19 protein-coding genes are annotated in these 25,826 nt (G+C 61.2%); 11 read left to right on the forward strand and 8 right to left on the reverse strand.

Annotation, left to right across the window (positions count from 1 at the left end; translation table 11 throughout):
• Nucleotides 1-148 precede the first annotated feature (148 nt).
• The 4 genes from HHL24_RS02075 (at nt 149) to HHL24_RS02090 (ending at nt 9,909) form a co-directional block, all read left to right on the forward strand.
• Complete coding sequence (locus tag HHL24_RS02075) at nt 149-5,224, forward strand: non-ribosomal peptide synthetase (protein WP_169483728.1); 5,076 nt, start codon at nt 149-151, stop codon at nt 5,222-5,224.
• 78 nt (nt 5,225-5,302) lie between these two features.
• The gene (locus tag HHL24_RS02080) at nt 5,303-6,682 is read left to right on the forward strand and encodes a lysine N(6)-hydroxylase/L-ornithine N(5)-oxygenase family protein (protein ID WP_169483729.1); all 1,380 of its coding nucleotides are present in this window, start codon (nt 5,303-5,305) and stop codon (nt 6,680-6,682) included.
• A gap of 45 nt (nt 6,683-6,727) precedes the next feature.
• Nucleotides 6,728-8,965, forward strand: coding sequence for a TonB-dependent siderophore receptor (locus HHL24_RS02085; protein ID WP_169483730.1), 2,238 nt, complete (start codon nt 6,728-6,730; stop codon nt 8,963-8,965).
• Nucleotides 8,966-9,066: 101 nt separating this feature from the next.
• A complete protein-coding gene (locus HHL24_RS02090) occupies nt 9,067-9,909 on the forward strand; it encodes a formyltransferase family protein (protein WP_169483731.1) in 843 nt (280 codons plus the stop codon).
• A 30-nt stretch (nt 9,910-9,939) separates the two neighbouring features.
• Here HHL24_RS02090 and HHL24_RS02095 read toward each other — a convergent pair whose 3' ends face one another.
• Complete coding sequence (locus tag HHL24_RS02095) at nt 9,940-10,752, reverse strand: DNA-binding transcriptional regulator (protein WP_169483732.1); 813 nt, start codon at nt 10,750-10,752, stop codon at nt 9,940-9,942.
• 128 nt (nt 10,753-10,880) lie between these two features.
• On the opposite strand from HHL24_RS02095, the gene HHL24_RS02100 reads away from it, so the two are divergent.
• The 7 genes from HHL24_RS02100 (at nt 10,881) to HHL24_RS02130 (ending at nt 18,804) form a co-directional block, all read left to right on the forward strand.
• Nucleotides 10,881-12,734, forward strand: a complete 1,854-nt coding sequence (locus HHL24_RS02100) for a bifunctional 3-(3-hydroxy-phenyl)propionate/3-hydroxycinnamic acid hydroxylase (protein ID WP_169483733.1) — start codon at nt 10,881-10,883, stop codon at nt 12,732-12,734.
• A 1-nt stretch (nt 12,735) separates the two neighbouring features.
• Nucleotides 12,736-13,686 (forward strand): 3-carboxyethylcatechol 2,3-dioxygenase, encoded by a 951-nt coding sequence (locus HHL24_RS02105; RefSeq protein WP_169483734.1) that lies wholly within the window; start codon nt 12,736-12,738, stop codon nt 13,684-13,686.
• A 19-nt stretch (nt 13,687-13,705) separates the two neighbouring features.
• Complete coding sequence (locus HHL24_RS02110) at nt 13,706-14,515, forward strand: fumarylacetoacetate hydrolase family protein (protein ID WP_169483735.1); 810 nt, start codon at nt 13,706-13,708, stop codon at nt 14,513-14,515.
• Nucleotides 14,516-14,539: 24 nt separating this feature from the next.
• The gene (locus HHL24_RS02115; RefSeq protein WP_169483736.1) at nt 14,540-15,481 is read left to right on the forward strand and encodes an acetaldehyde dehydrogenase (acetylating); all 942 of its coding nucleotides are present in this window, start codon (nt 14,540-14,542) and stop codon (nt 15,479-15,481) included.
• Between the two features lie 13 nt (nt 15,482-15,494).
• Nucleotides 15,495-16,511 carry a 4-hydroxy-2-oxovalerate aldolase gene (dmpG, locus tag HHL24_RS02120; protein WP_169483737.1) on the forward strand — a complete coding sequence of 339 codons (1,017 nt, stop codon included), beginning with the start codon at nt 15,495-15,497 and terminating at the stop codon, nt 16,509-16,511.
• 97 nt (nt 16,512-16,608) lie between these two features.
• Entirely contained in the window at nt 16,609-17,856 is a 1,248-nt protein-coding gene (gene mhpT, locus HHL24_RS02125; protein ID WP_169483738.1) for a 3-(3-hydroxy-phenyl)propionate transporter MhpT, read from the forward strand.
• Nucleotides 17,857-17,934: 78 nt separating this feature from the next.
• Nucleotides 17,935-18,804, forward strand: coding sequence for an alpha/beta fold hydrolase (locus HHL24_RS02130; RefSeq protein ID WP_169483739.1), 870 nt, complete (start codon nt 17,935-17,937; stop codon nt 18,802-18,804).
• Between the two features lie 1,019 nt (nt 18,805-19,823).
• On the opposite strand, the gene HHL24_RS02135 is transcribed toward HHL24_RS02130, so the two are convergent.
• The 7 genes from HHL24_RS02135 to HHL24_RS02165 form a co-directional block, all read right to left on the reverse strand.
• Nucleotides 19,824-20,333, reverse strand: a complete 510-nt coding sequence (locus HHL24_RS02135; RefSeq protein ID WP_169483740.1) for a hypothetical protein — start codon at nt 20,331-20,333, stop codon at nt 19,824-19,826.
• The gene (locus HHL24_RS02140; protein ID WP_169483741.1) at nt 20,293-20,991 is read right to left on the reverse strand and encodes a hypothetical protein; all 699 of its coding nucleotides are present in this window, start codon (nt 20,989-20,991) and stop codon (nt 20,293-20,295) included. Before HHL24_RS02140 ends, HHL24_RS02135 begins: the two co-directional genes overlap by 41 nt.
• Complete coding sequence (locus HHL24_RS02145; RefSeq protein ID WP_169483742.1) at nt 20,988-21,581, reverse strand: hypothetical protein; 594 nt, start codon at nt 21,579-21,581, stop codon at nt 20,988-20,990. Before HHL24_RS02145 ends, HHL24_RS02140 begins: the two co-directional genes overlap by 4 nt.
• Nucleotides 21,582-21,716: 135 nt before the next feature.
• Nucleotides 21,717-22,220 (reverse strand): hypothetical protein, encoded by a 504-nt coding sequence (locus HHL24_RS02150; protein WP_169483743.1) that lies wholly within the window; start codon nt 22,218-22,220, stop codon nt 21,717-21,719.
• A gap of 129 nt (nt 22,221-22,349) precedes the next feature.
• On the reverse strand, nt 22,350-22,673 hold the full coding sequence (locus tag HHL24_RS02155; protein WP_169483744.1) for a hypothetical protein: 324 nt from the start codon (nt 22,671-22,673) through the stop codon (nt 22,350-22,352).
• 35 nt (nt 22,674-22,708) lie between these two features.
• Entirely contained in the window at nt 22,709-24,103 is a 1,395-nt protein-coding gene (locus tag HHL24_RS02160; protein ID WP_169483745.1) for an HlyD family type I secretion periplasmic adaptor subunit, read from the reverse strand.
• Nucleotides 24,100-25,824 (reverse strand): type I secretion system permease/ATPase, encoded by a 1,725-nt coding sequence (locus HHL24_RS02165; RefSeq protein WP_230417306.1) that lies wholly within the window; start codon nt 25,822-25,824, stop codon nt 24,100-24,102. The genes HHL24_RS02160 and HHL24_RS02165 overlap by 4 nt, the downstream gene beginning before the upstream one ends.
• Nucleotides 25,825-25,826 lie beyond the last annotated feature (2 nt).

Below are 25,826 nucleotides of genomic sequence, written 5' to 3' on the forward strand. Positions count from 1 at the left end.
TACGCCGATACGCCGATACGCCGATACGCCGACAAGCCGACAAGCCGACAAGCCGACAAGCCGACAAGCCGACAAGCCGACAAGCCGGCACGCCGGCACGCCGGCACGCCGACACGCCGACAAGCACTGAGCACTGAGACAACCCAGCATGACGACAGCCAAACCGGACCTGCTTTCCCTCGCCACACGCTTCGCGCTCCTGCCGGACGCGCAGCGCACGGTTTTTCTCACGAAGCTCGACGCGGCCGGCATCGATTTTCGCGTGCTGCCGATTCCGCCGCGCGCCGAGCGAACCGCTAGCGTGCCGGCCTCGTTCGCGCAAACGCGTCTGTGGCTGCACGCGCGCATGATCGACGAGCCGGCGGCCTATCACATCACCGAACGTCTGCGGCTCGACGGTGCGCTCGATGCGAACGCCCTGCGTCTTTCGTGCGATGCGTTGATCGCACGTCATGAAGCGTTGCGCACGACCTTCAGTGAGAGCACGGACGGCGTGATGCAGACCGTGCATGCGCCGTCGCGCTGTCCGTGGCATGCGAGCGACGTGAGCACGTTGCCCGCGCATGAGCGTGAGGCGCGCGCGGCCGCCATCGCGCAAGCCGATGAAGCGCAGGCCTTCGATCTATCGCTTGGCCCGCTGATGCGCGCGCATTTGATCCGGCTCGACGCGACGACGCATTGGCTCGCGCTGACGACGCATCACATCGTGTCCGACGGCTGGTCCGCGGACGTCATACTCGCGGAGTTGGCGTCGTTCTATCACGCGTATGCGAAGAACGAAGCGGTGTCGCTGACGCCATTGCCGATCCAGTACGCGGACTACGCGCTATGGCAGCGTCGCTGGCTCGATGCCGGCGAGCGTGAGCGTCAGCTTGAATTCTGGCGCGCCCGGCTGGACGCGAGCCGCGACGTGCTGATGCTGCCGGGTGCCGCGCCGCGTCCGGCTCAACGGAGCGCGCGTGGCGCGCGGCACCGGTTCGTGCTGGATGCCACGCTCGTCCAGCAAGTCAAGGCGCTCGCCAATGCCCAACGCGCAACGCCGTTCGCGGTGCTGCTAGCGGCGCTCAACGCCGTGCTCGCGCGTTCCTCGGGCGAAGCGCAGATTCGGATCGGCGTGCCCGCTGCGAATCGCGAGCGCGGTGAAACGGCTGGGCTCGTCGGTTTCTTCGTGAACACGCTGACGCTGGCGACGCCGGTTCCCGCCACGCAACCGTTCGCTGCGCTAGTCGGTGCGACCCAGCAAACGCTTATCGACGCCCAATCGCATCAGGACGTGCCGTTCGAACAGGTGGTCGAAGCGCTCGGCGTGGTACGCAGCGCGAGCCACCATCCGCTGTTTCAGGTGATGGCGGCGTACGGCGCGTGTCGCCGTTTGCCTTCGCTTGCGGGCGTTCGCATGACCGAGTTGCCATCAGGGGCACCGTTCGCCAAGTTCGATCTGACGCTGAGCTTCGAGGAGCGCGACGACGGTTCCGTCGATGCTTACTTCATCTACGCGTTAGATCTCTTCGAGGCGGACGCCGTTGAGCGGCTAGCTGCGCGTTTCATCGAGTTACTGTCGAACGCTACCGCGGCCCCGGGAACGGCGGTTGGCGATTTGCAATGGCTGCCCGAAGCCGAGCGTGCCCAGCTCGATGCGTGGAACAGCACGGCAGTCAGTAATCAGGAATCCTTCAAACCAGTTCATCAGCGCGTGGCAGCTCATGCTCACGCCCGCCCGGATGCACGCGGCGTTGCGGATCTCGAACGCTCGCTCACACGCGGCGAAGTGGACGCACGTGCGACGCGGCTTGCGCAACGGCTCATCGCGGCCGGCGTGAGGGCGGAGATGCGCGTCGGGGTGGCGCTGAGCCGCTCGGTCGATCTGCTGGTCGGCCTGATCGCCGCGCTGAAATCCGGCGGCGCGTTCGTGCCGCTCGACCCGAGCCATCCGCGCGAGCGTCTCGCACAGATTCTCGACGATGCGCAGATCACCCATGTCATTACCGAGCGCGCCAGCCTGGCCGCTTTGCCGGCGTCGGATCGTTTGCGTCTCTGGCTGATCGACGAGGAGTCGCCGCGTGGTGATCTATCGACCGCGCCGATCGTGCTGCCTGCCGTCTCGCCGTACCAGGCTGCTTATGTGATCTACACCTCGGGCTCGACCGGCAAGCCGAAGGGCGTGGTCGTCGACCACGAATCGTTCGCGCGGCACTGTGCGGCGATTGCCGAGCGTTACGGCGCGGCTGAAAGCGACGTTTTCCTGCTATTCCAGTCGGTCAATTTCGACGGCGCCCACGAGGGCTGGTTCTCGCAGTACATGTCCGGCGCCGCCGTGGCCATCACCGCCGACACGCTGTGGCCGCCCGCGCAAACCTGCCGGATGATGGTACGCGAAGGCGTGACGATGACCTACGTGCCGCCCGGTTGTGCGACGCAGCTTGCCGAATGGGCGCTCGCACACGGCGCGCCGCCGACCTTGCGATCGCTGACGGTGGGCGGCGAAGCGACTTCGCGCGAAGCCTTTGCGCTGATGCGCCGCGCGTTTCCGAACGCACGCATCGTCAACGGGTATGGTCCGACCGAAACCGTCATCACGCCGATGCTGTGGATGTTCTATCCCGCCGACGATGTTGCGAAGCTGGCCGACAGTGCGTATCTGCCGATCGGCACATTGGTTGGCGCTCGATCCGCCCATGTGCTCGATGCCCGCCTGAACCCGCTGCCGGTGGGTGTGATCGGCGAATTGTATCTGGGTGGCGAGGGCGTGGGCGTTGCACGCGGTTATCTTGATCGCCCTGCGCTCACCGCAGAGCGCTTCGTGCCGGACCCGTTCGGTACGCAAGGTGCACGGCTTTATCGTACGGGCGACCTCGTCAAACGGCGCGCGGATGGCGTGTTCGACTTTATAGGCCGCGTCGATCACCAGGTGAAGCTACGTGGCTTGCGTATCGAGTTAGGCGAAATCGAGGCACAGCTCGCCGCGCATGAAGATGTGCGTGAAGCCGTGGCGATCGTGCACGGCAAGGGGGCGCAAGCGGCCTTGGTGGCGTATGTGGAGTTGAGCGCCGAAGCGTGCGAGCGCAACACGCGTGCAGATGCTGCTGAACTTGACGCGCATTTACGTCACACGTTGCCCGATTACATGGTGCCCGCGCATATCGTCGTGCTCGATGCGTTGCCGCGCAATGCGAACAGCAAGGTGGACCGCGCCGCACTGCCCGAGCCGCAGCGCGTCGCGCGGGCGTATCAGGCGCCCGCAGCCGGGCTCGAAACGGCGCTCGCGATGATTTTCCGCGAAGTGCTGGGTGTGGAACGCGTCGGTCGTGGCGATCATTTCTTCGAACTCGGCGGCCATTCACTCGCGGCTGTGCGTGTGGCGACGCGCGTAGCCGAGCGGCTCGCGCGAGATGTGCCGGTGCGCACGCTCTTCGAAGCGCCGATCCTGGCTCAGTATGCGCAGCGGGTGATGGCCGCGGCACGGAGTGAGGCGGTGGGCGAAGTGGATATCGAGTCCGGGTTGGCGTCCGGATTGCACTCCGGGTTCGGGAGCCGGGCGGCGAATCCGCGCGTGCTTGCTGGAGCACCAGGCGTGTTGCCGTTGTCCGCCGCACAATTGAGCCTGTGGTTCTTGTGGCGCGCACAACCGGACAGCGCGGCCTACAACATTCCTGTCGCGCTGCGTCTGCGCGGGCCGCTCGATGTCGATGCATTGCGTGATGCGTTTGCCGGGGCCGCGGCGCGGCATCCGGCGTTGCGCACGCGCCTCGTCGAACGCAAAGGGGAGTTGCCGGGCCAACGGATTGCGGCGGTGGCGCCTTTCGAACTGCCGGTGATTGATCTGGTTTCGCTCGAAGCCACAGAAGCCACAGATACCGCAAAGTCCGCACCCGAGGCCGCCGCCGTTACGCTGACCGACGAAGACGCGCTGACCCCATTCGACCTGCTCGACGACGCACCGCTTTGGCGCGTGCGGCTATTGCGTCTCGGCGAGCGCGATCATGTGTTGTCGCTGGTCGTGCATCACATCGTGTCGGATGGGCAGTCGATCGATCTGTGGCTTGAGGAAGTCCGCACGATCTACGTGGCGATCGTGCGGGGAGCGTCGCCTGCGGTTCCGGACCCGTCGTCGGCATTGCCACATGCGCTGGTGCTGCCGGTCGCGGCGCCGCGCGCGCGCCTGTCTTTCTGGCGCGACGTGCTTGCCGACGCGCCCGCGCACGTTTTACCTTCGCCGCCGCCGGGCCGTTCCGCGATGCCGCGCTGGACCGCAGGCCGCTTCGCATTCGAGTTCGCCCCGGACGTCGTGCGGCGCGCCCGCACAATGGCGCTCGAAGTCCACGCAACCCTGCCGATGCTGCTGCACGCCGCGCTGAACGTCGCGTTCTATCGTGCGACTGGCGCAACCGATCAGCCTGTCGGCGCTCTCGCATCGACGCGCGAATTGACGGGCGAGGCTGCACGCCGCGCGCTCGGGCTCTTCATCAACGCGGTGGTCGTGCGCACACGGCTTGCGAAAACAGACACGCCCGCCACGCTGCTGGCCGAAGTGCGCGACGCGGCCCTCGCTGCCTATTCGCACGCGGACACGCCCTTCGCCGACGTGGTCGCAGCGTTGCGCGCGCCGCGCCCGGAACCCGGCAATCCGCTTTTCTCGGTGATGTTCAACTACTTGCGCCCGGCTGGTGCTGCGGAACGCGACTGGGCCGGTCTCACGCTCGACGATTTCAACGACGTGCGGCATCGCGTCGTCTTCGAACTGGAACTCGACGTGGTCGAGCATCCGGATGGACGCGTGACGGGCGCGTTTTCGTATGCGGATGAACTGGTCGACGGCGGCTTCGTCGAGGCGTTGACTGCTGACTATCTAAGCGTGGTGCAGCAGTTCGTCGATGCACCGCATGAAGCGCTCGGCGCGTCGCCGGCACACTTTGCTCTTGCAACGCCTGGCGTTGCTGCAGACATGAATGCCTGCAGCGCACTTCACGTCGAAGCAACCGACCACGCCGACGCGTTCGAACGCATCTGGAGCGATCTCTTCGAAGGCAACACGCCTGCGCATCACGACGATCTGTTCGAAGCCGGTGCGACTTCGTTCGACGTTGTGCGCTTTGTCGACGCAGCGCAAGCAGCCGGGCACGCACTCTCCATTGCCGATGTGTTCGCCGCGCCGACTTTCGCCGGCCTGAGCGCGCGGATCGTTACCGGGACCTCGACCGTTGTCGAGGTTAGGGATGCCGGTTAACGCCTACGTTGCTCAACAAACATTTCTCTCCAGCCAGCGCCTCCGGCGCGCCGGCTCACACCGATAAGGACCTGCGACATGCACAGAGATACCGTATTTGATCTGATCGGCATCGGCTTCGGGCCGTCGAATCTGGCGCTTGCCGTGCGCCTCGCTGAAGAGGCCGGCAAGGCGATCCACGGGGACCTCGCACATTGCTTCATCGAGCGCCAACCGGAGTTCGGCTGGCACCGCGGCATGCTGCTCGACGACTGCCGCATGCAAATTTCTTTCCTCAAGGATCTCGTCACGCTGCGCGATCCGAAGAGCCGCTTCACGTTCATCAACTATCTGTTCGAGCGAGGACGTCTCGCGGATTTCGTGAACCTGAAGAGTTTCTATCCGACGCGTGTCGAGTTTCACGACTACCTCAGTTGGGTGGCTGCGTCGTTCGATGAACGCGTGCATTACGGCCAGACGGTGATCGGTATCGAAGCGGTCAAGGCTGCCGGTAAGGTGAACGAGGTCGAAGCGCTGCGCGTCTTCTCACGTGACGAAGAGGGCCGCGAATGGCAGCGCGTGACGCGCGCGCTGTCGGTCGGTATCGGCGGTGGCGCTCAGGTGCCGGAGGCGTTTGCCGCACTCGGTTCGCACAATATCGTGCACTCGTCGAAGTATCTGACTTCGATCGACCGCGTGGTGGGGGAGGCCGGCAGTGCGCGCAAACGCGTGGCGGTGATCGGCGCTGGGCAGAGCGCGGCGGAAGTGTTCGTCGATCTGACGCGCCGCTATCCGCATGTCGACGCGAGTCTCGTGATCCGTTCGAGCGCACTCAAGCCCGCCGACGACAGCCCGTTCGTCAACGAGATCTTCAGTCCGGCTTTTACCGACATCGTCTACGCGCAGCCGAGAGACGGCCGCCGCTCGCTGATCGAGCGCTTTCGCGACACCAACTATGCGGTGGTCGATCGTCCGCTGATCGAGCAGATCTACGAAATGCTCTATATGCAGAACGTGTCGGCGGAACCGCGTCACCGGCTGCTGGCGAATACGGGCATCGAGACGGCGGTGCGCACGGCTGGTGGTCAGATCGAACTCACGCTGCGCGATCGCCTGAGCGGTCATGCGCGTGCCGAGCAATTCGATGCGCTCGTGCTGGCGACGGGGTATCGCCGCGACACGCATTTCGAATTGCTCGAAGGTCTTGCGCCGCATCTGGGCGAAGCGCTCGCGCAGGGCAACGTCGAACGCGATTACCGGCTCGCCACGCCCACAGGTTTCAAACCGCGCATTTACCTGCAAGGCTGCTGTGAAGACAGCCACGGGCTTTCCGACACGCTGCTGTCGGTTCTCGCGCTGCGCTCCGACGAAATCGTCGCGTCGCTCGCACGCCACACATCACAAGACCGGTCGGCCAGCCGGACAACTCAAGCAGAAGAAAACGGGACGAGCAAGCGCCGCATGGCCTTCGCTCTTTGATAAAGCGCGGCCGTTTGGCCGCATAACAACCTGGAGCATCGAGAGATGGAGTGGGCAATAGGCACGCGTCGGCGTGCGATCGCAGCCGCGGCAAGCGTGGCGTTTTACGCGGCGGCAGCCGGTTACGCGCAGGCGCAGCAGGCGGTGCAACCCGCGGCGCAGTTAGCGACCGGTGCACAGCAGCAGACCAATACAGCACAACAGGACGCAACGCCAGCTAATACGCTGCCTTCGATCAGCGTCAAAGGAGCCGCTGAAAGCGAGGCAACGGTCGGTCTCGTCGCTCGCCGCAGCAGCACTGGCACCAAGACCGACACCCCGCTGAAGGAAATCCCGCAGACGATCAACGTCGTGACCGCGCAGCAGATCGAGCAAACCGGTGCGACCTCCATCAATGAGGCGTTGCGTTACATTCCGGGCTTTTCGACCTACGGCGCCGATGTGCGCTCCGACTGGTATTCGGTGTTGCGTGGCTTTACGCCGACTGTCTTCGTCGACGGACTGCAGGTGCCCAATACGCTCAATCTCTCGAGCTGGCGTGTCGATCCGACCATGATCGACAGCATCACGGTGCTGCGCGGTCCGACTTCCGTTCTGTACGGTCAGGGCGACCCGGGCGCGATCATCGACGTGCAGAGCAAGCTCGCGAACGGCGAGCGCATCCGTGAAGTCGACATGCAGGTGGGCGACTACGCGCGCAAACAACTGGCTTTCGATGTGGGCGACACGGTCGATCAGGACGGCACGCTGTCATATCGATTCCTGGGGGTAGGACGCGACGGCAATTCGCAGACCGGACCAAACCCGGAGCAGCGCGTGGCGCTGGCGCCTTCGGTGAAGTGGCAGCCGAACGCGAAGACCTCGCTGACCGTCGAGGCGACCTATCTGCAGGATTGGGGCGATGCGTCGAACAATTTTTTGCCGGCCCAGGGCACGATTTTGCCGAATCCGAACGGCAAGATTTCGCCGGATCTCTATACGGGCGATCCGGAGTTTTCCCACTACCGCAAGAAGCAGTGGTCGGTGGGTTATCAGTTTGAATACAAGTTCGATCCGGTCTGGACGTTCCGGCAGAACACGCGCCTGATGCACCTGTCGCTCGATCAGGGGCAGGTGTTCGGCGGCGGTCTCGATCCGGCCGACCCCACCGAGGCATCGCTGCTGCGCTATGTCGGCTTGTATCAGCTGAACTACAGCCGCTTCGACGTCGACAATCAGGCGCTCGCGAAATTCCGCACCGGCCCGCTCGACCATACGGTGCTGCTCGGCTTCGAATACAACCGGCAGTCCACGACCGATAGCGAGTCGATGGCGACCGGGCCGAGTCTGAATATGTACAACCCGGTGTATACGCCGATTACCAACGCGATTTTCGGCGGCCCGAACGCGTTCCCGCGCACCGATACGAAGTCGACGCTCAATTCGTTCGGCGTGTATGCGCAGGACCAGATCAAGTGGCAGCGCTGGGTACTGACGCTCGGCGGCCGCCAGGACTGGAGCGACACCACGCAGAACGATCTCGCAGGCGGCACGCGGCTCACGCAGAACGATCAGGCGTTCTCGGGTCGCGTCGGGCTCGTCTATCTCGGCGATTACGGGCTTTCGCCGTATATCAGCTATTCGACTTCGTTCAATCCGCTGGTCGGCGTGAAGATCGCGGGCGGCGGCATTGCCGAGCCGACCAAGGGCAAGCAGATCGAAGCCGGTTTGCGCTGGCAACCGGCCGGCAAGAATCTGATGCTGAACGCGGCGCTCTATCAGATCAACCAGACTAACGTCGTCACGCCCGATCTCGCGCTCGACCCGACCGGCAGCACCTCAGTGCAGACCGGCGAAGTGCGCTCGCGCGGCATCGAGTTGAGCGGGGTGGGCAACGTTACGCGTAACTTCTCAGTGATCGCCGCGTACGTGTACCAGGACGTGAAAAACATCAAGGCCGGCGACGACACCCTGGGCAAGTGGCCCGTGGATATACCGCGCCCGCGTCAGATGGCTTCGCTGTGGGGCGACTGGACGTGGCACGTTGGGCCGCTCGCCGGCCTCGGCGTTGCCGCGGGCATCCGCTATCAAAGCGGCGCGGCGGGCGCCGCCGACAACTCGCTCTACGTACCGAGCTACACCGTGTACGACGCGGCGATTCACTACGAAATGCGCAACTGGCGCTTCGCGGTGAATGGCCAGAACATTTTCAATCGCCGCTTCGTGAGCGGTTGCCAGTCGGTGAATACCTGCTTCTATGGGAATCCGCGCACGGTGATCGCGACGGCGAAGTACGACTGGTAAGCGGGAGGCGTTCGCGGCGGGTCCGAGTTTTTTTCACGCGCCATCCGAACGCCCCTCGCTTTGATCTCATCTGCAACTATTGATACGCATTCGAACCGACTATGCTGAAGAAAAAGCTCGTTTATATCTGGTCTCTGAGAAACGCCGCCGCCGATAAGGCGGGCCAGGATATCGCATACAAGAGCAGCACACGCTATATGAAGTCGGTGCTCGAATCGCTCGTGGAAGCACTCAACGACACCGAGCTCGGCGAGCAGTACTCGTTGGAGAAAGTGATCTATGACGACGATGCGGGCTCGGCTTTGGATCGAGAGAAGCTGAAGGAATATGGCTTCTCATATGAGCCGGGCAAGCGCTGGTTCTATCCGCCGAATTTGCGTGTGCAGGGCAACGCCGTGAATGACCTGCTGCTGGCGATTCCGTCGACGTATCGACGTGAACCGCTCGGTGCAGCAAGCCGTACGGCAGGCAAAAGCAGGTTTGAGAAACATCTGCTCGATACGTTGATCGAGTTGAAGGCCGATATCGTCGTGCTGGACGGACTGCTGATCATTCTCGATGAACTTGTACGGCCGGGCGCACCGTTTCAAAGAAAGATCGTCAATATTCATCCGGGCGTGACGCGCGCGGAATCGCCGTATGAGCGGCGCGGCGCGTATGCGACGCTCGATGCTTTGTATGGCGCGCGCGGCAGGAAAGTGGTGAACTGGAAGACGATGGAGACCGTGGCGGTAGAGCCGCTTTATCTCACCGGCGCCTCGTTTCACTACGTCGATAACGGGATCGATTCAGGTGAGGTGATTCACGACGTGCTGAACACGGAGATCGACAAGGACGACACGATTCTTGAACTGCGTTGGAACAATTTCAATCGCAGCCTGTTCCCGGCGTTGCATGAAGGGCTGGCGATGATGGCGGGGCATAGGGTAGGGATCGAGGCCTGAGGGGCGCTACGGCGCACACGCGCCGTTCGCTTAGCCTTTACCCGCACCGTTCCCGGATTCCTCCGCTTCCAGCGCCTCACTCATCTCCCGCGCGGCGGCCTGGAGTTCCGGCACATAGCGCCGCGTCGCCTCGGCGAGCGTGACCGCCCGCGAGAGAAACACCACGTTCAGACTCGCCAGCACACGCTCCTGCGACACGATCGCGACGGCGACCGCGCCGATTTTGCTCTGCGCGGCCCAATCGCCGTGGTTCGAACCGAAGCCGTCCGCGCGAACCCGCCGTATCAGGCTTTTGACCAACGCATCATTGGAGGCGAGCGCCTTCTGCTCGTCCCCGCCCGCACCCGAACGCAGCAACTCGAGGATGTCCTCGCGTTCGCCCTCGGGGCACATCGCAAAGTAAGCGCGCCCAGCGGCCGTGAGCAGAATCGGCAGACGCCGCCCAACCATCGAACGATGAAACGACAGCGGACTGAAACGGTGCGTGGTCTCGCGGATGATCATCGCATCACCGTCCGGCGTGGTCAGATCTGAAGGCCACGCTACGCGCTGCAAAAGTCTTCCCATGATCGGCGGCGCGATCGTCGCGATTCTTTCGTCATCCGTAAATCCTTCGCTCAGCGTGCGCACCTGCAACGTCAGACGAAAGCTGTCGTCCGATGCGCTGCGCCGCACGAAACCTTCCTCCATCAGCGTTTCCAGCAGCCGTCTCGCCGTGGTGCGATGCAAACCGGTGAGGTCGCTGATCTGCTGGCTGGTGGCGCGGCCGCTTTCCATGGAATTGAGCGCTTGCAGTACCTGCAGCCCGCGTGACAGGCCTCGCACGTTTGTGTATTTGGTCACCGAAAACTCGTTATAAATCAGATATGTGCATTCTATGCACAAATTTCACAAAATGTTGAGGGGGTGGGGTGGCGGTCCTAGACTGCGAACCAATGAACTTGCGCCATGCGCGAGAAAAAGGAGACAACATGCCCCCCTCTATCGATCCGGTGGCCGCTCACGGCCCCTGCGAAACTGTATCAGCGGACGTTGCGATTATCGGCGCCGGACCTGTCGGTTTGATGATCGCCAACTACCTGGGTTTGCAAGGCGTGCGCGTCGTGCTGGTCGAGAAACTCGAGCAGATCATCGACTACCCGCGCGCCATCGGCCTCGACGATGAAGCGTTGCGCGTGTTTCAGTCGGTGGGTCTCGCCGATGCACTCCTGCCGCACACTACGCCTGACCACTGGATGCGGTTCGTCACGCACACCGGCCACTGCTTTGCGTCGATCGAACCGCGCACCGACGAGTTCGGCTGGTCACGTCGTAACGCGTTCATCCAGCCGCTTGCCGATCGCGTGCTGTTCGAAGGCTTGCGCCGTTTCCCGCATGTCGAGGTGTTGTTCGGCCACAGCCTGACCTCATTCACGCAGGACCAATCGGGTATCACGATCGAAGCCGAACACGCGCAGGGCGGACGCCGCACGATTCGCGCGTCGTACATGGTTGGCGCGGATGGCGGCAACAGTTTCGTTCGCCGCGTACTCAACGTGGCATTCGAAGGACGCACGAAGCCGAATCAATGGATCGTGGTGGATGTGCGCAACGACCCGATCGGCTCGCCTCATGTCTACATGCATTGCGATCCGAAACGGCCCTACGTGTCGGCCGCTTTGCCGCACGGTATCCGCCGCTTCGAATTCATGGTGATGCCGGGTGAGACGGAAGAAGAGTTGTCGAATCCGGAGAACATGGCCGCACTGATCCGCAAGGTGGTGGCCGATCCGGAGAAGGTCGACTACATCCGCAAACGCGTTTATACGCACAACGCACGCCTTGCCAGCACGTTTCGCACGGACCGCGTACTGCTTGCCGGCGACGCCGCGCACATCATGCCGGTCTGGCAGGGCCAGGGCTACAACAGCGGCATTCGCGACGCGAGCAACCTGGGCTGGAAGCTGGCGATGGTGGTCAAGGGGCTGGCGAGTGATGCGCTGCTCGACACGTACACCGCCGAACGTCGTGCGCATGCCCGCTCGATGATCCATCTGTCGGAAGTGGCGGGCGATATTTTTGCGCCGACGAGCCGCTTCGGCATCAAGTTCCGCGACGCTTTCGTGCGCACCTTCAACCTGCTTCCAGCGGTGAAACGCTACTTCGTCGAAATGCGTTTCAAGCCGATGCCGCGCTACGAAGCAGGCGTGGTGCTGTTGGCCGAACGCCAGCGCAAGCATGGGTTTCTGGCGCGCCTGCTGGAACGTTCGGGGCATTCCGCGCCGGGGCGCTTGCTCGGACTGATGAGTCAGAAGCGCGAATCGCTGCTGGGCCGCCTCGTGTACGGCCGCGATCCGCTGTGCCATTCGCCGGTGGGCCGCATGTTCATCCAGCCGCGCGTGCGGACGGTGGGCGGCGATGTGGTGCGCCTCGACGATGTGTTGGGAAATCGCTTCGCCATCATCGGCTGGGGTTCCGATCCGACCTTCGGCCTGACGGCCTCAGCGCGTGAAATCTGGCAGCGGGTGGGCGGCTGTTTCGTGCTCGCCAAACCCGACACGCAACTCGGTTTTCACGACGACGTGCCCGACGGCGTGATTGCCATCGGCGATGTGAACGGGCGCATGAAAGAGTGGTTTGCGCGCGTGCCCGAATCTGTCGTGCTGTTGCGCCCGGATCGGTTTGTTGCGGGTATGTGCACACCGCAGCAGGTCTCGGCGCACATCGGCGAGCTCGCGCGGAAGCTGACACTTGCGCCGGCCGACCGGCAAGCTGCGCTGGTCGACGCATCACCGCAAGCGGCTGTCGAGCACGAGCACGGCGTTGCGCTCGCCACGGGAGCCTGACATGCCGCTGCTGCTCGAATGTCTCTCGCACACGCCGCTCACCGGCTATTACGACCCCGCGCCGGAAATCGTCGCGGAAGTGGCGCATATCCATGCGGCGGCGCGGGCACGCGTGGCCGACTTCGATCCTGAACTGGTGGTGGTGTTCGCGCCGGATCACTACAACGGTTTCTTCTACGACGTGATGCCGCCGTTTTGCATCGGCGCGTCGGCGAGCGCGATCGGCGACTTCAAGAGCCTCGCCGGGCCGCTCGCGGTGCCTGCTGACACAGCGCTCGAACTCGCGGAAGCCGTGCTGGCCAGCGATGTCGACGTAGCGGTCTCTTACCGCATGCACGTCGATCACGGCTGCGCGCAAGCGTTGGACCTTCTCACAGGCGGGCTCGATCGTTATCCGGTTGTGCCAGTTTTCATCAATTCCGTTGCGGCGCCGATGGCGTCATGCCGTCGCGCGCGTCTGCTCGGCGAGGCACTCGGCCGCGCGCTTGCACGTTCGAACCAACGCGTCCTGGTGATCGGCTCGGGCGGCATTTCGCATGAGCCGCCGGTGCCGGAACTGGCCGGTGCCAGTGATGAAGTCGCGGAGCGCCTCATCGCCGGACGCAATCCTTCGGCGCAATCGCGGGCCGCGCGCGAGGCGCGCACGGTCGCTGCGGCGCGTGCATTCGCCTCGGGCGACAGCCGTTTGCATCCGCTCAATCCCGAGTGGGACCGCGCATTCCTGAAGCTGCTGGAAGAGGGCGAACTGACCGCGCTCGACGGCCTCACCGACAACGCGATCACGCGCGACGCCGGCAAGTCGGCTCACGAGATCCGTACCTGGGTCGCGGCCTTCGGCGCGCTGAATGCATTCGGGCCCTATCGCGCGACGCTCGACTATTACCGGCCGATTCCCGAGTGGATCGCGGGCTTCGGCGCGATGCACGCGCGACCCGTCGCCGAAACCGTCTAACTGAATCCGGAAACACACCATGATCAATCGAAGCAACGTTGAAGCGCTGGCCCTGCGGCTGCGCGATGCCGAACGCACGCGTCAGACCGTTGCGCCGCTGCGCGACAACCCGCAATTCGCACAAGCTGCGAATGTTGTTGAAGCCGCCGAACTCGCCTACGCCGTACAGCAGTTCAATGTTCAGGCGCGCGAGGCGGCTGGCGAGCGCATCGTCGGCCGCAAGATCGGGCTGACTTCGCCGGCGGTGCAGCGTCAACTCGGCGTCGACCAGCCGGACTTCGGCGCGCTATTCGCCTCGATGGCGTTCGGCGACAACCAGGCGATTCCGCTCAGCGAACTGATCCAGCCGAAGGTCGAAGCAGAAATCGCTCTGGTGCTCGAGCACGACCTGACGCATGACAAACACACCTACGCCGACCTGATTCGCGCGACGGCCTATGCGGTGGCGGCGATCGAAATCGTGGACAGCCGCATCGAAGGCTGGAATATCCGCTTCGTCGATACGGTCGCGGATAACGCGTCGAGCGCGTGCTTCGTGCTCGGCAGCCGTCCGGTGCTGCTGCGCGACATGGATCTGGCCGCCTGCGCGATGACGTTGTCCAACGATGTTGACGTGCTCTCGCGCGGCAACGGCTTCGCGTGCCTTGGCAATCCACTGAACGCCGCCGCGTGGCTCGCGGACCGGATGGTCCGGCTCGGCACACCGCTGCGCGCCGGTGACGTGCTGATGACCGGCGCACTCGGTCCGATGGTCGCGGTAACTCAACCCGGCACTTTCAGCGCGCAGATCGACGGCCTCGGCAGCGTTCGCGCGACTTTCTCCGCATAAGCAAGCACTCGATTGAGGACTGACATGGCAAGCGAAAAACTCAAGGCCGCGATCATCGGCTCGGGCAACATCGGCACCGATCTGATGATCAAGATCATGCGCAACAGCAAGCATCTGGAAGTGGCGGCGATGGTGGGTATCGACGCGGCGTCCGATGGTTTGGCGCGCGCCGCGCGTCTGGGCGTGGCGACCACGCACGAAGGCGTCGAAGGACTGACCCGTCTGGCGGTGTTCGACGGCATCGATTTCGTATTCGACGCGACCTCGGCCGGCGCGCACGTGAAGAACGATGCGTTCCTGCGTGCGCTCAAGCCGGGCATCCGCCTGATTGATTTGACGCCTGCGGCAATCGGCCCGTACTGCGTGCCGGTGGTGAACCTCGATGAACATCTCGACGCCCGCAACGTGAACATGGTGACCTGCGGCGGCCAGGCGACGATTCCGATGGTCGCGGCGGTGTCGCGCGTGGCGAAGGTCCACTACGCGGAAATCGTCGCGTCGATCAGCAGCAAGTCCGCCGGTCCCGGCACCCGCGCGAATATCGACGAATTCACGGAAACCACCTCGAAGGCCATTGAAGCGGTTGGCGGCGCGGCGAAGGGCAAGGCCATCATCGTGCTAAATCCGGCCGAGCCGCCGGTGATGATGCGCGACACCGTCTACGTGCTGTCCGAACTCGCGGACGAAGCGAAAGTGGCAGCGTCGATCGAAGCGATGGCCGCGGCGGTTCACGCGTACGTGCCGGGCTATCGTTTGAAGCAGAAGGTGCAGTTCGACGTGATCCCCGCCGATGCGCCGCTCACTATTCCAGGCCTTGGCCGCTTCAGTGGATTGAAAACCTCGGTATTCATCGAGGTGGAAGGCGCCGCGCATTATCTGCCCGCCTATGCCGGCAACCTCGACATCATGACCTCGGCCGCGCTAGCGACCGCGGAGCGCATGGCGAAATCGCTCGTGCAGGCTTAAGGAGACTTTTCGCATGGACAAGAAACTGTATATCTCCGACGTGACGCTGCGCGATGGCAGCCACGCGATCCGCCATCAGTATTCGATCGACAACGTGCAGCAGATTGCACGCGCACTCGACAAAGCCAGGGTGGACAGCATCGAAGTCGCGCATGGCGACGGGCTGCAAGGCTCGAGCTTCAATTACGGCTTCGGCGCGCATAGCGATCTCGAATGGATCGAGGCAGTGGCGGACGTGCTCGAGCACGCACAGATTGCGACGCTGCTGCTGCCCGGCATCGGCACGATTCACGATCTGAAGGCGGCCTATCAGGCCGGCGCGCGGATCGTGCGCGTCGCCACGCATTGCACCGAGGCCGATATCTCGAAGCAACACATCGAATACGCACGCGAACTCGGCATGGACACAGTTGGCTTCCTGATGATGAGCCATATGACCACGCCCGATAACCTCGCGCTCGAAGCGAAAAAAATGGAGAGCTACGGGGCGACCTGCATTTACGTGGTCGATTCGGGCGGCGCGCTGACGATGAACGACGTGCGCGAGCGCTTTCGCGCGGTGAAGGCCGTGCTCAAGCCCGAAACGCAGACGGGCATGCACGCGCACCACAACCTGTCGCTGGGCGTGGCGAACTCGATCGTCGCGGTGGAAGAGGGCTGCGACCGCATCGATGCGTCGCTTGCGGGGATGGGTGCGGGCGCGGGCAACGCGCCGCTCGAAGTGTTCATCGCGGCGGCCGAGCGCATGGGCTGGAATCACGGCACCGATCTCTACACGCTGATGGACGCCGCCGATGACATCGTGCGTCCGTTGCAGGACCGCCCCGTGCGCGTCGATCGCGAAACGCTCGCGCTCGGTTACGCGGGTGTTTATTCGAGCTTTCTGCGCCACTCGGAAGTGGCCGCGAAGAAGTACGGTCTGAAGACCGTGGACATTCTCGTCGAATTGGGCAAGCGCCGTATGGTCGGCGGTCAGGAAGACATGATCGTCGACGTCGCCCTGGATCTGAAGCGGACCGCTGGCGTGTGAAATTTTTCTTGCAACCAGACGGCGTCTTCGGTGCCGTCAATCCCACCACAGCGTGATCGCCACCAAGAGCGATGCTGAAAACACATTGGAGACTTTTATGCAGCGGTCAACGAACACTCGGACAAGCAGTGCCGTCACTGTGGGGCTATGTCTCGTCGTCGCCTTGCTGGAGGGGTTGGATCTGCAATCCACCGGCGTCGCGGCGCCGCGCATGGCGCGTGAATTTCATCTCGCGGTTGCGCAGATGGGCTGGGCCTTCAGCATCGGCGCGCTCGGCTTGCTGCCCGGCGCGGCAATCGGCGGACGTCTCGCCGACAAGCTGGGCCGCAAGCGCATCTTGATGCTTTCGGTGGCCATGTTCGGCATTTTCTCGATTGCGACCACGCAGGTGTGGGACCTCAATAGTCTGCTGGCGGCGCGGTTTCTGACCGGTCTCGGTCTCGGCGCGGCCATGCCGAACCTGATCGCGCTGTGCTCGGAAGCAGCACCGCCGCATCAGCGCAACACCGCTGTCGGGGCGATGTATTGCGGTATGCCGTTCGGTGCGGCACTGGCGGCGGTCATCGGCATCGTCAGTCCAGGCGATGAGGGCTGGCGGCATATCTTTTACGTCGGCGGCGTCGGGCCACTTCTGGTGCTGCCGTTGTTAGCGATCTTCATGCGCGAGTCGGCACATTTCGTGGCGGCGCGCCTGAATCCCGGCGCGAACACCGGCGGATTGCGCGAGGCTTCGCCCGGTGTTGCGCAGGCATTGTGGAAAGAAGGGCGCGCCGGGACGACCGTCGCGTTGTGGATCAGCTATCTGGGAACGTTGATCGTGCTGTATTTCCTGATCAACTGGCTGCCGTCGCTGGTGTTGAGCCGAGGTCTCACGCGGGTGCAGTCGGGCGTCGTGCAAATGATGTTCAACGTCGGCGGCGGAGTTGGCGCGATTGTGATCGCCAGCATGATGGACCGGATTGGCCGCCGCCGGACAGTGGCTGGCATGTATCTGGGCATTGCGGTGGCATTGGCTGCGCTCGTGGGTGCGAGCGGCGGCACGTCGATGGCGTGGGGCGGATTGCTGGCGGGGCTGTTTCTTGTCGGCGGACAGTCGGTGCTGTATGCGCTTGCAAGCAGCATCTATCCGACCGAAGTGCGCGGCACGGGGGTGGGCGCGGCCGTTGCGGTGGGGCGCATGGGTTCGATTCTCGGACCGCTGATCGCCGGCCAACTGCTCGCGATCGGGCAAAGCGCCACCGTGCTGTTGAGCGCGAGCATTCCGCTGATCGCGATCGCGGCGATTGCGGCATGGTGCGTCGTGGGCAAGCCTGCGCCTGTTTATACGCCCGCCACTGTGCGATAGATCTGCGGCATGCAATGCGTGGGCTTGCTGTGAATGGCGGCTCGCGGTCAACCAACTCTTTAAAGAAAGGAATTCAATATGAGCTCAAATGTACCGGCATTCACCGAAGCGTCGACCAGCAGGTTCGTGCACATCCAGGAAGGCGAGCGCGACGTGCAGTTGCACTACAACGACGTCGGTCAGGGCACGGAAACGGTGGTGATGTTGCACGGCTCGGGTCCCGGCGCGAGTGGTTGGGCGAACTTCAATCGCAACGTCGATCCGCTTGTGAACGCAGGTTATCGCGTGATCCTGATGGACTGCCTCGGCTGGAGCAAGAGCGATCCGATCGTGTGCGACGGCTCGCGCTCCGAGCTCAACGCGCGCTCGTTGAAGGGGCTGCTCGATGCGCTCGATATCGAGCGGGTGCATATCATCGGTAATTCGATGGGCGGCCATAGCGCGGTGGCCTTTGCGCTGGAGAATCCGCAGCGTGTCGGCAAGCTGGTGTTGATGGGTGGCGGGACGGGCGGGCCCAGTCAGTTTGTGCCGATGCCGACTGAGGGTATCAAGCTGCTACAAGGCTTGTATCGCGAGCCGACGATCGAGAATCTCAAGCGCATGATGAATGTGTTCGTGTTCGATACCAAGGCGCTGACGGACGAGCTCATGCAGACACGACTCGACAACATGCTCGCGCGGCGGGATCATCTGGAGAACTTTGTTAAGAGCCTGGCGGCTAATCCGAAACAGTTCAATGATTTCGGGCCGCGGCTTGGAGAGATTTCGGCGCAGACGCTGGTGATCTGGGGGCGAGATGATCGGTTTGTGCCGATGGATGTGGGACTGCGCCTCGTTGCCGGCATGCAGCACGCGGATTTGCATGTGTTCGGGCGATGCGGGCATTGGGCGCAGTGGGAGCATGCTGAGAAATTCAACCGGATGGTTGTTGAGTTTTTGATTCGCTGATATTTACCCTGCCTCCAAACTCGAAGGCCCTTCGGTCAAACGAAACGGACGCCGCGCACGAAGCGCGGCGAGTGACTGCGATGTAACCAGGAATGCTTAGGATTTAGAACGAAAATCCGAAATTCGCGGAATAGCCCATATCCTGTTCGAACCACCCAAAGTCAAAGTCGTCGCTCGATGCAGTAGGATGTCTGCGGCCCGCGACGATGACTGTCTTGTCACTGGTGACTGTTCCAAAGACCGTCAAGCATGCCTTGCAACTCACGTCCAAGGCCGTCCGGATTTCCTGGTCCGAACTCCGACCGGACGGTTTCGCCATCCAAAAGATAGATGTTCCAGACTCGATGGTACGTGAACTGTGTGGGCACGCTACCGGCCGATGCCCATATCCTGTCCGCGCTAGTCTGCACGGCGGCCATCTCCTTTTGACTAAGAGACGTATCGGAACGCTCGACGACTCGCGGCTGGAACTGTCCGGTTGAGTTGCTTTCAACGACGGTTCTAATTCTCGTGAGACTTCGGGAGTCATAGTCCACCAACGTCCAGTCGGCGTACTCCGTCAGAATGGCGCCACGGCCAATAAGCAGTCCATGCCGGGGCACTCTGAACGTGTTTCGTAGGAAGTCAACTGTGCAAAATTTAGTGCATCGGTATTGCGCTGGCAGCAGGCTGGCCCCGCTCGGCCGTTGATGCTGCGCGGTAGTGTCGCCAGCGCAACCGGCGATAAACAAACTCATGCAAAGTGTGAACAGGCGATAAGGCATACGCGGAAGCGAAACGAAGTTGGAGTTGCACATAGTAAAGACCCGTTCATCCCATAAATAGCCCTATTTCGGCCCGAGCGCTTCCGCGTTCGCGGGCGGACGTCCAGCGTTCCCCAAGAACTCTCCTTCCCCGGTCAAAGTACTTGGGGATGGTCGGGGCGGATTGCGTGGCTGAAAGGCCCTTCAGTCAAACAAAACGGACACCGCGCGCGAAGCGCGGCGAGTGACAACTGGTTAACCAGGAATGCTTAGTATCTAGAACGAAAATCCGAAATTCGCGGAATAGCCCATATCCTGTTCGAACCACCCAAAGTCAAAGTCGTCGCTACCGCTGCCATATTCATCACCCAGCGTAAAGTTGTACTGGCCTCCGCCGGATGAAATGAGCATGTTGTTGCTTCCGTAGTCCGCCCAGCCAGTTTCGTATCCCGTCGGGCCATACGCAACCGCGTTATAACCGCCGCCGGCTCCGTAGGTAAACTGGGTGAAGCTGGTGAGCTTACCGCTGCTGTCAAACGAGTCGTACTCCATCTCCTGGCCGTTGCCGTTGAAGATGATAGCGTTCTGTGTGTTATTGCTATTGAACAGATGCGCGGTCATGCTGCCGTTGTTGCCGTACTGGTCGTATTCCGTTTCACGGCCGGTCGATCCGTCAAAGAAATAATCGTCCGTTTTCTGGCCGCTCGTATTGAACTTTGTATATTCAGTTTCGTGGCCACTACCGTTATAGACGGTCGCCGTCTGCGAATTGTCCGCGTTGATCATGTGGACGGTCGTCTGGTTCGCTAGTAGGCAGCGGCCCATATACATGCATTGCATCTTCTATCATTGCGTTTTTTTCCTGACTTCCTGTCAGATTCCCGGCAACGTCTGAAGCGTGCTGATTATCGAGTATGGATTGGAGATTTGATGGTCCCGTGCTGTAGAGGCCGTCTCCTGCGAGATATATTTTCGTGCCGTCTTTGCCCGTTCCATCGGAACTCGTCGCTTTTTGGATTTCCTGTTGCACTATCCAGTTGTTGTAAACCGCTTCGCCTTCACGATGCAGTCCCATCATAGCGCGCAGATCGTTCGCCGTAACACTCTGATCTGAGGCGGCTGGCCGATACTGGGCGTCATATGCAATATCTGCCACGGTGTTCTCAAAATGGCCAATCTCATGGGCAAGTTGTCCGACAATCGTTGTGGCAGAAAGCGTAGTCCAGTTTTGCGCGAAGTATATGGCGCTTCCATTCCAACCGGTCCCAGTTCCCGTTCCGGTATCTGCCGACATGGCACCAGCTGTCTGCTTCGTAAACGATGTTTGGTAATCCAGCAACTGTGTCACAAGTGTCGGACTGGAGTTAATTAGCTTGATAGCGTCGGCTGACAATTTAATTGTGCCCCAGAAGGCCTCATTGCCCGTGATGGTTTGAGCTGTCATTTCAATTCGTCCCTTCTATTTTGAAAAAGTGTAATTTCGTGCAAGCAACCTGTTTTTGAAAATAAAAGATATATTTCGAGTTCATTTCTCCTTGAAAATATATAAGTTATCTGACCTTGAAATGAGGGGTTCCACTGTGGCTCTCCCTCCCCCCAAGTCGGCGTGAACTGTTCCTTTTTTAAACAAATTTCGGCTTCGTTTATCGCTTCCGTAAATGATGATTTTTCCGGGGTCGACCGATTAGGCTTAAACTGCCCATAGTTAGCTTTCGGTTTGCCTTCGAAAATTTGCGTTTCGACTGATTTTGCAGTTGCGATGAACTTCGATGAAACGCCTTCAACAGATTTCGTCGTTGGGTTAAAGACTGTTTCACTAGGTTCAGCGGTGAGTTGGAGTCTGAAAGTCTGCGCGACATATTCCTCATCGCCTAAGTCGCCGTGTTCAACCAAATCGCGCAGGTCGGAAAAGAAGCGGTCGGGCGTTCTGGCTGCTGTAGATGCAAGCGACTGGCCGGCGCAGGCTTCAACGATTGTGAGCAAAGTCGCGCAGAGTAGTGCAACGGGATATGCCCTATTTATAAATCTCTTCATAATTCATGAATTCCCTGTTTTTTTTGAATGTGATGCGATGCGCTGATTTTTAACGATTTATTTTATCTGTGATGAAATATGAAGACCCTTATTTTTCTGGCGTTTGATGGGACATCCAGATCGCGTAGACTGTATTCATCGAAATGCCACCGTTTTCTGCTGCCTCCCCGAGCCTGATTCACATCTTTCTTCTGCCCCATCCACGAGATCAATACTCCATGCGGCATCGGTCATGGGGTGGCTGGAAGTATCGATTGGGTTCGCCCAGACTGGATTCGCAAGTTTGACGACGGCATAAGCCGCTCTGGAATCGAGGTAAGTAGTTCGAGTTTTATTGGATTTGGCGATCATCTTCCCCCCTTCGAAATTCCAGACGCTTTCAATTTTTGACAGTTTTTCGGTGTCTGGATCGGTCACGTACAGCTGCCAAGAAGGGGTTAGAAACGAACCGTTTCCTTCTATAAGCCCTCGCGCCGGACGATTGATATTGCCGAGTCTATGCTCAGGTGTGCACTTTCTTCCTTTGCCAGCGTTTCTTTTTATTGGCGCAAAAGCCATCTGTGATGCTGGATGAGAGGAAGGGGCGCAGCCTGCCAATGGCATCAGACAGACTGCCGAGGTGGCCAGTTTCCATATCATTTGATGCGCGTTGTCGTTCGATTAAAATTGAAACGGATTAATCCAGCGTGGATTTCTGGATGCCATCCCAGAGCGGTTCGAACAGGTAATCAAACGCACTTTTTCTCTGAGCCTCCGGATTGATTGAAGTTAGCTGCACAGTTTTTTGGATGCAACAACGAAGACAGTCAGGACCAAGCCGAACCCTGCGATGACATATCGACCAAGATTCGCTGAAATAATCGGCTGTGAACCTTGGCTTGTGGTCGCAAACAATCTGAACAGCGCGAATATCGCGCCGATAACTGATCCGGCAGTGAGGGCGGCAAGTCCAAAGCCAATCAATATAAAAATACCAGTTGGTAAAGTCCTGTTGAATGGTCTACAACTGAAAGCAAATATCGAGCCGTACGAAATCGGAATAAGCAGCAGAAACGCGAAAAAGACAAGGTATGACCGGCTTCTGTTATTCATGACTCTTCCTATATATGTATGTGTGTAGTTGTGTCCTAATCCCGCATGGATTTCTGGATGCCGTCCCAAAGCGGTTCAAACAGGTAATCAAACGCGGTCCGTGAGCGCGTCTTGATAAACACTTCCGCCCGCAGTCCCGGCCCGAGCTGAATCGGCTCACGCGCCGTTCTGTTAGCGCGCGCAATGACGGCAGCCGGAATCTCGATATGCGCCAGATAGAACGGCTGCCGCGTCTCCTTCTCGTTCAGCGAATCTGCTGAGAGATACGTCACCGTGCCCTCAAGTACGGGAGAGGTTCGCGGGTTGTATGCGGTCAGCCGAACGTCCGCCTTACTGCCGGGGAGAATTTCGCGCACGTTGTCGGGCTTGATCTTCGCTTCAACAATTAACGGAGCGCCTGACGGCACCAGATCCAGAAGCGGCTCGCGCGGACCGATCGCCGCGCCGATTGTGTGAACCATGAGTCCGACGACCTCGCCGTCGACCGGTGCGACGATCCTGGTGCGCGTTTCGATATCCTGGGCCGGACGTAACTGATCGGTGACCTGCTGGATTTTGGCCGTCGTGTCCTTCAGTTGCGTGTCGGCCGACTTCACATAGTCATTGCGCAGCGCTGCGATCTTCAGGTCGAGATCGGTTTGCTTCTGTCGTGCGCGAATCAGTTCCGCCGTATCCGATTGCTGGCGTGACTGGTAATCCGCCGCAGCGCGCCGCAACTCCATCATCTTTGTTTCGGTCACGTAGCCTTCGCTGCGCAACTGTTCATTGACCTGAAGTTCCTGCTTCGAAATGCCGAGACTTTCACCACTGGTGCGCACAAGCGCGGTCTCGGTCGCGATTTCCTGGCGGGTCTGGGCCGCCTGCTCCTGCAACAGACGCAACTGGTCGTCCAGAGTCTGCCGTTCGGACTCGAACAGCGTTTGTTCTCGCCGCAACAGCGCTGCAATGACAGGGTCCGACGAGCGGGCGGCCAACTGCGCGGGAAACGTGAGCGAGCGCCTCATGTCACGCTCCGCTTCGAGTCGTGCGGCCTTTGCTTCATCGTCGGCCAGTTGCGATTGCAACGCTGCGACTTCGGCATCGGGCCGCACGCTGTCGAGGGTGAGCAACGCCTCTCCAGCTTTCACATGGTCGCCGTCTTTCACAAGGATGGCCTTAACGATCCCGCCTTCCTGATGCATTACCGTCTTGCGTTCGCCATCGTCACGCACGACACCCTCGGCGACGACAGCGCCCGACAGCGGCGCGAGCGCAGCCCAGACGCCGAGCGCACCGCACCCAAGGACAAGCACAAGGCATCCCGATGCAATCGTCTTGCGCGGCAAACGCAAGGGCGCGATTGTCCGTTGCGGCCCGGATAGTCGGTCCGGCTCAACCAGCGCGCTGCGGACGCGAGCATGCAGTTCCTTAATGACAGGGCGCAATTTCATGATGCGGCGATCTCCCGACGCAGTTCATTACCCGACGCAGGGCCTGCCGGTCGGGACTTCGAGCGCGCCCATGCCTCGACCTGCTCACGCGTGCCGAAGCATTCAATCTGTCCGCTGCGCATCATCATCACGCGGTCGGCGATCGAGAGCACGGCCTGTCTGTGCGTCACCACAACGACGGTTACCCCGTCCCGTTTCAACCGCAGCAGGGCCGTGTTCAACTGACGTTCGCCATCGGCGTCGAGATTGGCGTTCGGTTCATCGAGCAATACGAGGCGCGGATCACCGTATAGTGCACGGGCCAGCGCGATGGCCTGACGTTGACCACCCGATAGTGCCTCCCCGGATTCGCCGATGTCTGTTTCATAGCCATCCGGCAATTTGAGGATCATCTCGTGCACGCCCGCGCGTTGCGCCGCGAGCACAATCGCCTGGGCATCGTTACTCGCCGGGTTGGGATCGCGCGCAATGTTGCCTGCAACGCTGCCGGAGAAGAGCTCGACATCCTGTGGCACATAACCCAGATAGCGTCCCAGCGTATCGCGCGGCCACTGGGCAATGTCAGCGCCGTCAAGGCGCACCGTGCCGGATTGCGGTTCCCACAGGCCAGCCAGAAGCCGCAGTAGCGTCGATTTCCCGGACGCGCTGGAGCCGACAACCACAAGCAGGTGACCGGGACTCAGCGAGAATTGAATGCCCTTAAGCAGAAGGCGGCCGCGTTGATCGTTGACGCTGTGAACGCTGAAAGTCAGTGCATCGACAGTCAGCCGACCCTCTGGTCGAGGTAACTCGATCGCGCTGCGTCCAGCCGTCCAGCGATACAGTGCATTCAGTCGGTCCCAGGCCTGCCGCACCTCCGTAAGCTGCTTCCAGCTTCCGAGCATCTGCTCAACGGGGGCGAGTGCCTTGCCCAGCAGGATGGTCGTGGCAAGCATGACGCCGCCCGTCGCATACTGGTTGATAACGAGCCATGCACCTGCGGCCATCATTACAACCTGAATGGCCTGACGCAGCGCCTTACCGACATTCCTGTTCAACATTGACGTGTCGGTTACCTGCTCCTGGGCGTCGAGATCCTGGCTCCGTCGGGCTGCCCAGGCGTCAATCACGGCAGCGTTCATGCCAAGTACCGTCACAATTTCCGCGTTGCGCCCAATCTGCATGGCGATCTGGTCGGTCTCGCGTTGACGTGCCATGTAGGAGCGCACTCCGCCCCTGGTCAACCTGTCGTTGAGCAGCGTCAGGCAGACCAGAACGATTGCGCTCACCACCGCGATCAGACCGAGCGACCAGTGGAAGAGGAACATGAGCGCGAGATAGACGACGAGCCAGGGCATATCAAGGAGTGCGATCACTCCCGCGCCAGAAAGGAATGAGCGGAGAGCAGCCACGTCCTGTGGAGTCGCGAGATCGGGGCGAGGCGTTCGTTTTGCCAGCGTCTCGACGCGGGCCGCCAGCGCCAGCCGGTCCAGCCGGTCCGCGAGTTGCCGGCCGAGATCAGCCAGCACGCGGTTGCGCACGATATCCACCGCGAACATCATGAACAACGCAATGGCCATGAAGATCATCAGCATGGCTAAGGTTTCCAGGCTGCGACTCGGCAAAACGCGGTCGTACACCTGAAGCAGGTAGAGCGTGGGTGCCAGTACGAGCAGATTGCTCGCGATGCCAAATAAAGTCGCGAATTGCAGATGCCGCCTGATTGCCTGAAACATCGTCATGT

The sequence above is a fragment of the Paraburkholderia polaris genome (assembly GCF_012927345.1).
Classification (GTDB): Bacteria; Pseudomonadota; Gammaproteobacteria; order Burkholderiales; family Burkholderiaceae; genus Paraburkholderia; species Paraburkholderia polaris.